The organism is Bacillus kalamii (assembly GCF_047238185.1).
GTDB lineage: Bacteria > Bacillota > Bacilli > Bacillales > DSM-1321 > Bacillus_AD.
The window spans coordinates 271432-284659 of the sequence record NZ_JBDFMI010000001.1; the positions used below are offsets into that span (position 1 = coordinate 271432).

At 40.5% G+C, this 13228-nt stretch carries 12 protein-coding genes; 11 read left to right on the top strand and 1 reads right to left on the bottom strand.

Features of this window, described 5'->3' with window-relative positions; translation table 11 throughout:
• The first annotated feature begins 162 nt into the window (after nt 1-162).
• From ABC357_RS01440 to ABC357_RS01470, 7 genes are all read left to right on the top strand, one after another.
• Entirely contained in the window at nt 163-1389 is a 1227-nt protein-coding gene (locus ABC357_RS01440) for an ammonium transporter (protein WP_412885800.1), read from the top strand.
• A 140-nt stretch (nt 1390-1529) separates the two neighbouring features.
• Nucleotides 1530-2177: an HD domain-containing protein gene (locus tag ABC357_RS01445; RefSeq protein ID WP_412885801.1), complete on the top strand. Its 648-nt coding sequence runs from the start codon at nt 1530-1532 to the stop codon at nt 2175-2177.
• A gap of 68 nt (nt 2178-2245) precedes the next feature.
• Entirely contained in the window at nt 2246-2851 is a 606-nt protein-coding gene (locus ABC357_RS01450; protein ID WP_412885802.1) for a YczE/YyaS/YitT family protein, read from the top strand.
• Nucleotides 2852-2951: 100 nt separating this feature from the next.
• Nucleotides 2952-3518, top strand: a complete 567-nt coding sequence (gene yyaC / locus ABC357_RS01455; RefSeq protein WP_412885803.1) for a spore protease YyaC — start codon at nt 2952-2954, stop codon at nt 3516-3518.
• Between the two features lie 162 nt (nt 3519-3680).
• On the top strand, nt 3681-3962 hold the full coding sequence (locus ABC357_RS01460) for a late competence development ComFB family protein (RefSeq protein ID WP_412885804.1): 282 nt from the start codon (nt 3681-3683) through the stop codon (nt 3960-3962).
• A 224-nt stretch (nt 3963-4186) separates the two neighbouring features.
• Nucleotides 4187-4558, top strand: coding sequence for a GntR family transcriptional regulator (locus ABC357_RS01465; protein WP_412885805.1), 372 nt, complete (start codon nt 4187-4189; stop codon nt 4556-4558).
• Nucleotides 4551-5057, top strand: coding sequence for an ATP-binding cassette domain-containing protein (locus ABC357_RS01470; protein ID WP_412885806.1), 507 nt, complete (start codon nt 4551-4553; stop codon nt 5055-5057). The genes ABC357_RS01465 and ABC357_RS01470 overlap by 8 nt, the downstream gene beginning before the upstream one ends.
• On the opposite strand, the gene ABC357_RS01475 is transcribed toward ABC357_RS01470, so the two are convergent.
• A complete protein-coding gene (locus ABC357_RS01475; protein WP_412885807.1) occupies nt 5044-6924 on the bottom strand; it encodes an acyltransferase family protein in 1881 nt (626 codons plus the stop codon). The two genes, ABC357_RS01470 and ABC357_RS01475, sit on opposite strands and share 14 nt — an antisense overlap.
• Nucleotides 6925-8355: 1431 nt before the next feature.
• On the opposite strand from ABC357_RS01475, the gene lepB reads away from it, so the two are divergent.
• The 4 genes from lepB (at nt 8356) to ABC357_RS01495 (ending at nt 13183) form a co-directional block, all read left to right on the top strand.
• Nucleotides 8356-8895, top strand: a complete 540-nt coding sequence (lepB, locus tag ABC357_RS01480; protein WP_412885808.1) for a signal peptidase I — start codon at nt 8356-8358, stop codon at nt 8893-8895.
• A 93-nt stretch (nt 8896-8988) separates the two neighbouring features.
• A complete protein-coding gene (locus tag ABC357_RS01485) occupies nt 8989-9645 on the top strand; it encodes a pentapeptide repeat-containing protein (RefSeq protein ID WP_412885809.1) in 657 nt (218 codons plus the stop codon).
• A 246-nt stretch (nt 9646-9891) separates the two neighbouring features.
• Nucleotides 9892-11277 carry an L-cystine transporter gene (locus tag ABC357_RS01490; protein ID WP_412885810.1) on the top strand — a complete coding sequence of 462 codons (1386 nt, stop codon included), beginning with the start codon at nt 9892-9894 and terminating at the stop codon, nt 11275-11277.
• Between the two features lie 337 nt (nt 11278-11614).
• Nucleotides 11615-13183, top strand: coding sequence for an IS1182 family transposase (locus tag ABC357_RS01495; protein ID WP_412885811.1), 1569 nt, complete (start codon nt 11615-11617; stop codon nt 13181-13183).
• Nucleotides 13184-13228: the final 45 nt, after the last annotated feature.

A 13228-nucleotide genomic window follows, 5' to 3' on the forward strand; every position in this document is an offset into this window, starting at 1 on the left:
TGTTCAACTAGTAGATAATCAAGTCACTTTATTTTGTGTTAAGTTTCCTTACATTGGATACAAAATAGTTTGAAAATTCAGTTGATTTTTATGCTGTGAAGTAATATGATGGTAAAAATAATAATTTATGTAAGAAAACCTGACATGGAAGAGGGGATTAGAATGAATATGAGTGATTCGGTTTTTATGTTTATTTCAACATTATTAGTTTGGATCATGACTCCGGGAGTCGCATTATTCTATGGGGGAATGGTAAAGAGTAAAAATGTCTTGAATACAGCTATGCATAGTTTTGTGCCGATGGCCATCGTAACAGTAGCCTGGGTTATTATTGGCTATTCATTGGCGTTTTCGCCGGGGGGCAATGCTTTTATCGGCAATTTGGATTTTGCGGCATTGAAACAAGTAGGCTTTACGCCCAATGATGAGTACAGTGCGGCTATTCCTCATAGTTTGTTCATGATGTTCCAAATGACATTTGCTGTACTGACAGTTGCCATTTTGTCGGGAGCGGTTGCGGAAAGAATGAAATTTTCGGCTTTTGTCTGGTTTACAGCCTTTTGGAGCATCCTTGTCTATACACCGCTTGCCCATTGGGTTTGGGGAGTGGGAGGCTGGCTTAGGGAGCTTGGGGCCCTTGATTTTGCGGGTGGGACAGTTGTCCATATTTCTTCTGGCGTTGCCGGCCTGATTATAGCAATCATGCTGGGAAAAAGAAAAGATATCGATCAGCATGCCCCCCACAATCTTCCTCTCACTATTATCGGAGCTACGTTAATCTGGTTAGGCTGGTTTGGCTTCAATGTAGGAAGTGCACTTACCATTAATCCAGTCGCCATGACCGTTTTTATTAATACGGCGGTAGCTGCTTCCACAGGGATTGTAGGGTGGCTGGCAGTAGAATGGCTGACATATAAAAAGACAACAGTGTTAGGTGCCATGTCAGGTGCGATTGCGGGCCTGGTAGCCATCACACCGGCGTGCGGATTTGTCACCATGCCCTCTTCTTTATTCATCGGACTGGTCAGTGGGGGACTTTGCTTTTATGGGCTTGTATTTGTCAAAGAAAAAATGGGATATGATGATGCCTTGGGAGCGTTCGGCCTCCATGGAATCGGCGGGACTTGGGGAGCGGTTTCTACAGGATTATTCGCTACAGTGCATGTAAATGAAGCCGGGGCAGATGGATTGCTTTACGGAGGAGGCGCTTTATTATTTAAACAGCTGGCTGCAGTTGGGGCCACCTATCTGTTTGTAGGAATAGCCACCTTTCTTATCATGAAAGCCATTCAATTGGTGATGCCGATACGGGCGGATGAAGAAGCTGAAGTCAGGGGAATGGACTTAACCTATCATGGGGAGCAAGCTTATTATGAATATGAATCTTAATCAGTAAAAATTAGCTCCATTTATCGGCGGTGTATAGCATCCGTGCTGAAATACGCTGATGATGGAGCTTTTTTATGTATCTTAAATGTTTTCCCTTCCTATGATAAGATACGGTAAAAGCGATAAGGGGAAATGCAAGCATGGAAAAAAACGAAATGATTAATGCCACTGAGAGCTTCGTCAAACGAGCTCTGGAGGGAGAGGCGAGTGGCCATGATTGGTGGCATATACACCGTGTGAGAAGAAGTGCGTTAAGAATCGGCCGTAAGGAGGGGGCGGATCTTTTTATCTGTGAAATGAGCGCGCTGCTTCATGATGTAGCCGATGAAAAGTTAAACGAGAGCAAGGAAGACGGAATGCGGAAGATAAGGGTATGGCTGTGTTCCTTAGGGATGGAAGAGGAGCTGCGGAACCATATTGAAGTCATCGTTGGAACAATGTCGTATGCCGGCGGCAACGGGCCGATTATGCAGACAATAGAAGGGAGAGTGGTGCAGGATGCCGATCGGCTCGATGCTTTAGGAGCAATAGGCATTGCAAGGACATTTGCCTATGGCGGATCCAAAGGGCACGTTTTGCATGATCCTGGGCTTCCTCCACGGAAGTCAATGACTAAAGAGGAATACCGGAGAAATCCGGGTACAGCCATCCATCATTTTTATGAAAAATTATTTAAACTATCTGCTCTTATGAATACAGAGTATGGACGGATACTAGCCGAAGAACGGACGGCATTCATGGAAGAATTCATTGACCGCTTTTATAAAGAGTGGGATGGCCTTCAATAATGAAGCAGGCATTGGATAAACTATAGACATGCTTTACAAAGAATGCAGTACCGATGGAGTGGAAGTGTATGGAAAGTTTAATGAAAATGTTTATGGTTTTGCTCGGGTCCTTTATAACCGCCATCGGAATTATTATCTTCATAAAGTCCGGTTGGGGAGTCGATCCCATCAGTGTATTATTGCAGGGGTTGGAAACGCGGACGAATTTACGTTTCGGGACGCTCAGTTCTTTATTCAATGCTGTTATTATCGCCTTCGTTTTTTTTATCGACAGGAAAAAAGTGGGTTGGGGAAGCTTGATTAATGCGTTGAGTGTTGGAATATTCATTAATTTGATGATCGATATGCCGGTTTTCAAAGCTTTTCATCCGGAAGGGGCGTTTGGTTTGTTTTTTGCTGCCGCAGCTGCCATTATAATGGGAGTTGGTCTTGGAACATATGTTCATGCCAACTATGGACTTGGTGCTTTGGAAGGATTAATGGTCTTGGTGAATGAAAGAACGTCTTTATCCCTTAAACTAATCCGGATTATCATCGATGCTACTCTGGTATCAAGCGGATTTTTATTAGGAGGATCTGTTGGGATAGGAACAATTGCCGGTGTATTATTGATTGGCCCTTCTATTGAAAAAACCCTTAATGTGTATACATCGTTGTCAGGGAAGCGAATTTGATAAATGGGTGAGTGTTTTGTTCTGTTTTTCCGATAACCAGTCCCATATTTATTGCTTGTACATATACTGTGTTTAACAAGAGACGAAGGATGTGGCCGAAGTGGAAAGGGAAGTTTCAGAACAAGGATACCGTAGCGGAAAAGACATGGTGAAATGGCAACAATCTATTGCTGCAGAACTTTTGAAAACTATGGATTTCCCCCATAAACGGGAATTGGTAATCGTGTGCATTGGAAGCGATCGGGCCACAGGGGATAGTCTCGGTCCACTTGTTGGCTCTTTTTTGGAAAAGGAACATTCGTCACTCTTTTCTCTCTACGGAACGTTGGAGCTTCCTGTGCATGCGAAAAACTTGTCTGTTGTCCTTGATGAAATCGGCCACAGGTATAAACACCCTTATATACTGGCTATTGATGCCTGCCTAGGCAGAAAGGAAAACGTAGGCGGCATTCAAATCGGCCCAGGTCCGCTTAAGCCAGGGGAAGGTGTGAAAAAAGAACTTCCTTCCATAGGAGATGCATTCATTAAGGGGATTGTCAATACAATGAGCCATATGGATTCAATGGTCATCCAAAGCACACGCCTATTTCTTGTCATGAAACTGGCGGAGGCAATACACGGCGGAATTCTGCTTTATTTGAAATACATACAAAGGCAGAAGCGCTGAAGAATGGAAAGAGGGGAGATAGTTAATGGAGGTATATCTCTATCATATTCCCAGGACTTTTTATATAATTTATGTGAATATACGAACTTAGTGATAGTATGAAAGGACTACTATGATTGTTTAGGGAAAATTGTAAGTGATAGAGAGGATTTGTGAAAAAGGATGGAGATGCAATGTGTAAATGTAATGGAAGAAATCGTAAGGGCATTGGTGACCGTATTAATGAGAGGGCCTGAATACCAAACTTTTTGCCATTGCGATAAATGTACCAACGAAATAATTGCGCTTAGCCTGAATTCACTGCCTGCCTATTATGTGACGAATGATGAACAACGCAAACATACATTTATTTCTTTGAATACGACTGATAATTTGAAGTGGATCAATAAACGGATTATCCAGTCCATTTATTCTGTAGGTAAATATCCAATCCATTCGCAATAGGGCAGCTTGAAAGTACCTGAAGGAAATGTGATGATAGGCTAGAAATGGCAGAGTGAAGAAAAAGTATCGAATGAAAGCGATCGATACTTTTTTCAGTAAAACAGATAGTAGGAAGCCGGTAATTCTGATATTTTCAGAATTATTTTTTTATTTATTTACAAATATATCCCAATTGTTGTATAGTTAATTACATAAGTAACTAACCAATTAAGTGTGGTGAAAAGATGCAAATCCAATTTGATAATGATCGCCCTATTTATATCCAACTAGCAGAAGGAATTGAAGATGCCATTTTATCAGGCGCCTTTGCTGAAGAAGAACAAATTCCTTCTACAACTGAAATATCCGTTACTTTCAAAATAAATCCAGCTACAGCATTGAAGGGAATTAAACTTCTTGTGGATGAAGGCGCTCTTTACAAGAAGAGGGGTGTTGGGATGTTTGTGGCAACTGGTTCGGTTAAAGAAATCATTATGAAAAGAAAGGAATCTTTTTTTGACACATACATCAGTAAGCTTGTATCGGAAGCTGAGAAACTGCATGTGACGAAAAGTGAAATTATTTCTATGATAGAGAGAGGGTTTGATAATGAGTAACGTGGAAATTCGAAGTGTCACAAAGCGATTCGGGCCTTTGCATGCCCTGAAGGATATTACATTGACTTTCGAAGAAAATAAAATGTACGGACTGCTCGGAAGGAATGGGGCAGGGAAATCCACTTTATTGAACATAATGACAAACAGGTTGCGCTCTACGGAAGGAAATGTTTATATAGATGGCCAACCTGTTTATGAAAATGATGAAACTCTCACTAAAATCTATTGCATGAGCGAATATACCCTTTTCCCAGATTATATGACTGTCCGTAATGTAAAAAGCCTATCCACTGGGTATTCTTCCATTCTGAAAATCATCACAGCACGTGCAACCCATGTTCCGGTTCTTTTATTGGATGAACCAGTACTCGGATTGGACGCCAATCATCGTGACCTCTTTTACAGGGAATTGATCGCCAACTATAGTGAACAAAGAGAAAGCCCATCAGCTAGCGTTAAACGCTGCAGATGGGCTTTCTCCATGCTTATGAGTTATTGACTGTATCAGAGATCAGGGAGGCAAATGCCTGTGCACCTGTCTTTGTTAAGTGGACTCCGTCATTGGCGAAATATTCGTTATGGCCGGTACTGCTACTGTACCAATCAACCAATGAAATATTGCTATAGGATTCTGCAGCTGCCGATAATGCCTTATTGACAATAGATTCCCATGGCCGCGGAACTCTTGTATTGATCAGGACTACTTTCTTGTCTTTGCCGATTGATTCAAGAAGATCTCCCAATTGGCTGCTGTTGAAGGCCCCGTTTGCCCCCAGCCCTATAACAATAGTATCCCCGAGTTTTCCCTGTTGTTTCAATTGATCCACAATCGAAGGTGCCTGATGCATCTGTCTCCCGACCTTTGCATCGATTACGACGTTAGGAAAATGTTCCTTCAGGAAAGGAGCTGCGTCAATCATGACGGAATCCCCTATGACGCTGACCATTTTAGGCGTTTCTTCTTTTTTAGGTTCCGCCGACTGAGGTTTATTCTGCTCAGGCGGTTTTTGCTGTGCGTTAGTATGGTTGGCATTCGCATCTTGCTTTGGTTTATCATTGTTTGTCTTTTTATCGATATGTTCATTGGCTGTTTGAGTCTGATGCTGTTCTACGATTGCTTCCGTCTTTTTGTTCGCTGACTGTTGATTATTGTCCGGTGCGGCAGCCAAGCCGATAGAAGAAATACAGATGGCAATAATTCCGCATCCCAGTGCAATCCAGCGACTGGTTGCAACAGAATTCAATTTGATTTTCCCGCCGCGGATTTTCTGGATGAACTTCCTGATAGCCCCTCTTCTGATAGGGTTTTCGATATATCTGTAAGAAAGCTCAGCAATAATCAATGTTAAGGCGACCTGAAAGACCATACGGAATGGATGGCTTGCTCCTGTGTCCACTTGAGGGGTACTCAACAGGATGATTGGGTAATGCCATAAGTAGATGCCATATGAGCGAGTTCCAATCCATCTCAGCGGCTTGAAGCTGAATATAGTAGCCAATCTGCTGCTCGGGTGAACGAGAACAGCAATCAAAACGGCTGTAAATATAGATAGAATCAGCATTCCTCCACGATAGAGGAATGAGTTATACTCATTTGTCGCAAAAATCATGAACAAGATGGCGGCAAACGATGCCGTCCCTACAATATCCATTGAAAAACGGACTTTTTTCGGCAAGGATCTGGATAGTTTATGGCTGGGCCAAATCATCGCCAAAGTTGCTCCGATCAGCAATGAAAAGGCTCTAGTATCGGTTCCGTAATAGATGCGGCTAGGATCAACAGCCGGATCGTACATCAACGCCATAGCCAGTGCAGATAAAAAGGCAACAACAACGGTCGTCAAAAGAATTTTTTGCTTTTTCATTTTAAAGAATAATGCGGCGAAAATGAGCAACGGCCAAATAATATAGAATTGTTCTTCAACCGCCAATGACCAAAAATGGGTCAATAGGGAAGGCGTACCCATACTTTCAAAGTAAGATAGGTCCTGGAAGATATACCACCAGTTGCTGAAGTAAAAGACTGCCGGCAAAAAATCTTCCCGTAATCTGTCCATAAAAGCATTATCGAACAGTGTTGCCCAGGCAGTGACAGCGAATAACATAGTAAACATGGCCGGCAATAAACGTCGGGCCCTGCGTATCCAAAAGGTTTTCAAATCAATCCTATGGGTACGGTCCCATTCTATAAGAAGAAGGTTGGTAATTAAGTAGCCTGATAACACAAAGAATATGGTTACACCCAAAAGTCCGCCTGAGGCCCAACTGAATTTTAAGTGATAGGCAATTACAGCAAGCACGGCCACTGCCCGCAGTCCATCAAGGCCAGGTATGTAGCGGCTGTGTTCTTTCGGTTTCTTATTCATTGATTGTACCTCTTAAGCAAAAGAGCCGAGCTGCAGAGTCATTATTTATATTTAAGATTTCGATTTTCATAGCTGATCCTTCCATTCTATTAGTTAAATATATTGTTTTGGAATCCATTTAAAATAACATATATTTTATTAGGTTCGCATTACGTTTTCTTTACATTTATATAAACGATCAATCTAAGAAAAAAGTTTTGTTAGTTTATTATCTTTTTGTCTCTTCACCATAATCTGTGATTTGCACCATTACTGGGGAAATCTTATCTCTTTTATTCGTGCATTATTTGAGCCTTCGGAATAGCTGTTCTAATGGTTTTATGGATTGGATTCCACCTATCTACGATAACATGTTTGACCCGTTCAGGATGCATAACTTTCTGTGTCAATAGCCCAAATGTTGAGTCAAAATCACCTTGCCGGTGAATGGCCTTCAAAGCTCCTGAATTGGCTTCATGCAGAACTATTTCCTTTTTGCCCTTTACTCAATGTAATCGTCTGTTCATCTTGTTGATTAACAACTTCAAATTCTCTTAAAGCCTCCTGTATGGTGTTGTTTGGCAGGTAACATTATTGCCAGGAACTGTACAGTGTTTTCCTTTTTGGCGTTAAATCACAAAAAGTGATGATGAATCCTTATTCAATAATTCAATGTATGTTATAAACAGGAAACATAACCTATCACTGAATTAAAGTATAAAGCGCAATATTAAAGCCCCTATTAATAAAAACTTAAGAAAAGCTGAAGAAAAGCCAATAAACTATTAACTTTCCCACCTTTTCCCCTTATCTCATACTCATATATAAACGATCATCGTTCCTTTTTAAAAATAGCTCTTTGACCAGCTTTTGAAAATCCTATAAATCCGGAGTCCCTTCAGCAGGTGGTTCATCCTCTTGCTTCTCTTTCCGGAAACGCTGATTGAGCGAGCAATTTGCTTTGTTTCCGGGGCAACTTCCATTTTTATATTCTTCTTTTTGCAAATGGAGTTTTAGAGTATGGGAAAATCCGATTGTTCTATTTTTTAAAGGCGTGGTATTTATCGAGACTAATCTGTGCCCTTAGGTAAGTAATTTATATTGGGTCAAACCAATATGGCCCCGTCAGGCACACTAGAAAATTTACATAGGCATTTAAATGGTATACTATTTTAGGTAAGGAACATTTTCTTGCTAGAAATAGGCTTATTTCTCTAAAAAATCTTCCTACATTAATAAGTAAAAAGAAAAAGAATGGCAATGTAAAGCGATAAGGCCATATATTTATATTTAAGGTAAGTAGTTTCATATTGGCACTATATTAGTATAGTACGGAACGTCTGGAAGTCTGTATGGATTGTGATTGTAAATAAGTATTTAGCCTGACTTTTCCCCCTAAATAAGGAAGGGGCAGTTTCATGGAGTCAGCGTGGATATGGGGAGTGTTGAAGCTTGGTAAAAAAAGAAATTTTCTCATGGATTAAATCCATTTTATTTGCATTAATCATCGTGTTTGTCTGCAGGCAGTTTCTCTTCACTCCTGTAACGGTTTCCGGAGAATCGATGATGCCGACCTTTCAGGACCATAATAAAGTGATTGTGAGTAAAATCAGTAAGATTAAACGATTCGATGTGGTTGTTTTCAAAAGCCCTGAATCGAATGAGAATTATATAAAAAGAGTAATTGGGCTTCCTGGCGATACGATCCAAATGAAAAATGACACCCTGTACGTAAATGGCCATGTCTATAAAGAGCCTTATTTGGACCAATATAAAAAGCAATTGCCTTCAGGAGCTACATTAAATTATGATTTTACGCTCCAGCAGCTTACCGGCAAAACACAAGTTCCGAAGGATTCCATTTTTGTAATGGGTGATAACCGAAAAAACAGCAATGACAGCCGGATGTTTGGTTTTATTTCTGAGAAGGCGGTAATGGGAGAAGTGAAGTTCCGTTTCTATCCTTTCAATGAAATGGGCAATCCGGAATAAGCGATAAAGCAATCTTGCCCACTATGGCAGATTGCTTTTTTTAGACTTGCATTGTAATTGAAGAATCCAAAAAGAAGTGGGTGGAGAAGATATATGGCTAAAAAGAAACGAATTGAAGCGCCTAAGCTTGGGCGGGTATTGGATACATTGCAGTGGGACGAATACATAGCAGAAGAGAGATACTTGGCGAACGGCAAGATGGTGGAAGGGGAATTAAGCAATATTTCTATTGAGAAAATGGTGATAGATGGAGTCGTTTTCTCGAATGTATTATTCCAGAAAGTCCTTCTTCATACATGTGAATTAACAGATGTTGTATTCAACCAGTGTGACTTAACAAATGTCGATCTTGCTGACAGTATATTGCACAGAGTCGAGTTTAATGAGTGCAAATTAATGGGGATCAATTTATCCGGAAGTACATTGCGCAATGTTAAAGTGGCTGAAAGCGTGTGCGATTACGCCGCTTTTGGCTTTGCTAATGCAAAACAGGTTCTGTTTGATCATTGTTCATTACAGCAGACTGATTTCTATGAATGCCAGTTCAAGCAGGTCGATTTCACAGAATGCTCGCTTGAAGGAGCAAGCTTTGCTAATACGCCCATGTCGGGACTGGATTTAAGCAGCTGCCGATTTGAGAGGATGACTGTCTCTTTGCCTTTGCTGGAAGGTTGCATAGTCACCTCAGATCAGGCGATTGGTTTTGCAAAAGTGCTTGGGTTGAGGCTGAAAGAAGATTTACCTGAGTAGATGGATTTTAATCAGCAGCGAGAGAAAAGCGTTCTTGCCTATAGGCAAGAGCGCTTTTTTGTTTTTGGAGAGCAGGGCTGCATACAAAGAAAAATGTCTTTACTATCCGAAAATGAAAAAAATTATGTATCAATAAATAGTTAAAACTAGTCATAACTATGAGCATGGTGTTAATATAGATAAGTAATTATATTAATCCGATGAGTTTTATCGGTTTTGATATATAAATAAAGGGGGGAATATGGGATGACAGGGTATGCCATTTTAAATATCATTATTATGGTCATTCTATTGGCAGTGTTGATATACATGCAAAAAAAGCATGTATCATTCACTAAACGGGTGTTCACTGCCTTAGGAATAGGGATTGTTTTTGGTTTATTTTTACAGTATGTGTACGAACCGCAGTCTAAGGCTGTGACAGAAGCAGTTGATTGGTTCAATATTGTTGGAAGCGGATATGTGAAATTCCTGCAAATGATTGTTATGCCGCTTGTCTTCATTTCCATCGTTTCTGCTTTTACACGTTTGAAGCTTACGACGAACATTGGAAAAATCGCTGTGTTGATCATTGGAATCTTGCTTGGTACGACAGCGATAGCAGCCGCTGTAGGTATTACTTCAGCTAAGGTATTTAACCTGGAAGCCGTTCAGATTCAACAGGGCGATGCTGAACTTCAACGGGCTGACCAATTGAAGGAAACCTTCGGGACAGTGGATGGCAAGACGATGCCTCAACAGATTCTTGAATTGATTCCATCTAATCCATTTTTGGACTTCACTGGAGCACGGCCGACATCGACTATTTCTGTTGTAATATTTGCGGCATTTATAGGTATTGCTTTTCTAGGGGTAAAGAGAAAGCAACCGGAGCATGCTGAATTTTTCAGTAAAATTGTGGATACGTTCTATAGCATAATCATGAGGATTGTTACATTGATTCTTCGATTGACTCCTTATGGGATTTTGGCTATTATGACTAAAACAGTTGCCACAACTGACATAGATTCGATTATTAAACTAGGGAAATTCGTGGGCGCTTCCTATGCAGCCATCATTACAATGTTTATCGTCCATTTGATTTTACTTGCTCTTGGAGGGTTGAATCCTTATGTGTACATCAAGAAGGCCTTTCCTGTATTATCTTTTGCCTTCACTTCAAGAACAAGTGCAGGTGCGCTGCCATTGAACGTAAAGACTCAAAAGCAGCTTGGTGTATCTGACGGAATTGCTAATTTTGCAGGCTCATTTGGATTGTCGATCGGGCAGAATGGATGCGCAGGCTTGTATCCAGCCATGCTGGCAGTCATGATTGCACCAACTCAAGGAATTAATCCGATGACTCCCTCCTTTATCGCCACTGTGATTTTAATCGTGACAATCAGCTCCTTTGGTGTGGCAGGCGTCGGAGGCGGTGCAACCTTTGCTGCAATCCTTGTACTATCAGCCTTGAATTTGCCGGTAGCCCTTGCAGGGTTGCTCATTTCCATCGAACCATTAATTGATATGGGCAGAACGGCACTGAATGTCAGCGGAAGCATGACATCTGGCATACTGACCAGCCGAATAACAGGTGATTTGGATAAATCACAATATATAGATACAAGCGCTAAATTGGAAGCCGAAATGTAAACGTTAAAAAGGGATTGCCTAAGGGGCAGTCCCTTTTATGTTTGGACCGTAAAGAAGCACTATATGAGAGAGAAACGGTCTTTTATATATACCCTCCGAAATTGGCTGGAAAGGAATATGCGCCTTTATTTGTGCGCTAACAGTGCCATTTATAATTCTCTTTTGTCGACATTCTGAGAGGCTGGGACAAAACCCTCTTCTGAAATGAAAAAGCCAGTGAAATTCTACGATGAGTAGATTTTCACTGGCTTTGATTGTTTTTACAATAATATAAGGACCACTTCTGATAAAATTAGAGTACACCACATACCAAAAATTATCTGAAAGAAGGGTCCTTATGTTTAAAGATTATAACATGAATCAACTCGTTTTGCCTTTAGATTTAGAAGTAAGATTACAAAAGAATGATATCGCCTTCCACGTACACCACTTAGTTGAAAGTATCCCTCATGAAGCGCTAGAACCATTTCTTCGACATGAAGGTTGTCCTGCCTATCATCCACGTATGATGTTGAAAATCATTCTATGCGCTTATACACAATCGGTCTTTTCAGGCCGGAAAATAGAAGCCCTTTTAAAGGACAGTATCCGTATGATGTGGCTAGCGCAAGGATATGAACCAAGCTATCGCACCATCAACCGTTTCCGGGTTCACCCTGAAGTAAAGGAATTAATCCGCCAATGTTTTGTTCAGTTCCGTTGCCAGCTCGTGCAAGAAAATATTATTGATCAAGAAGCGATCTTTATTGATGGTACGAAGATTGAAGCGAATGCGAATAAATTTACATTCGTGTGGAAGAAATCCATCGAGAACTATCATCAAGGATTAATTGAAAAGTCGAATCAACTCTACAAGGAACTACTTGAAAAAGAAATCATGCCTAAAATCGAACAGGAAAATGAAGAACAATTATCACTTGAGGAACTCGCTCAGGTAGTGCAAAAAGTAGATGAAGTCATTACCGAATATGACAAAAAAATTGAAGAGTCATCGGACATGACGGAACGAAAAATGTTTAGAAGCAAACGAAAATTCCCAAAACAAGCACGTAAACAAATCATTGATTTCATTGTGCGGAAACAGAAATATCAACGAGACTTCGAAACCTTCGGCACGCGAAATAGTTATTCGAAGACAGATCCTGATGCGACATTTATGCGAATGAAAGATGATTATATGAAGAACGGTCAATTGAAAGCTGGTTATAATCTACAAGTCGCAACAGAAGGTCAATATGCGCTTGCCTATAGCCTATTTTCAAATCCAACGGATACACGTACATTAATTCCATTCTTAGACCAAATCGAGCAACATTATTTTGAATTGCCAAAGCACATCGTCGCTGATGCAGGATATGGAAGTGAACAGAATTACGATGACATCCTTTCTAATCGAAAACGAGAAGCCTTAATTACCTATGGAATGTATGTGAAAGAAAAAAAGAAAACGTACAAACAAAACGAATTCAATTCAGCAAACTGGCATTACGACGAAGAAAAGGACGCTTACACTTGTCCAAATCAACAACATCTTGTATTTAAATCTACTTCTGTGCGAACAGATAAGTCAGGTTTTACACGTGAATTTAAGATTTATAAGTGTGAAAACTGTTCGGGATGCCCATTTCGTTCATCGTGTACAAAAGCAAAAGAAGGGAATCATCGAATATTAATGGTGAATGAGAAGTGGGAACAACAAAAAGAATATGTGAGAGCGAAGCTTTCAGATGAGAAAACGAGTTCCATTTATCGTCAAAGAAAAACGGATGTGGAACCATTTTTTGGATTCTTGAAAGCTAATTTGCATTTCACTCGATTTTCGGTTCGAGGAAATGCGAAAGTTGAAAATGAAATGGGCTTGGCATTAATGGCCGTGAATTTACGAAAATTCGCGGTCAACCAATAAGGATGAAGAGAGAAAAATAGAAAAAAGTGAAATTGAGCGCACTCA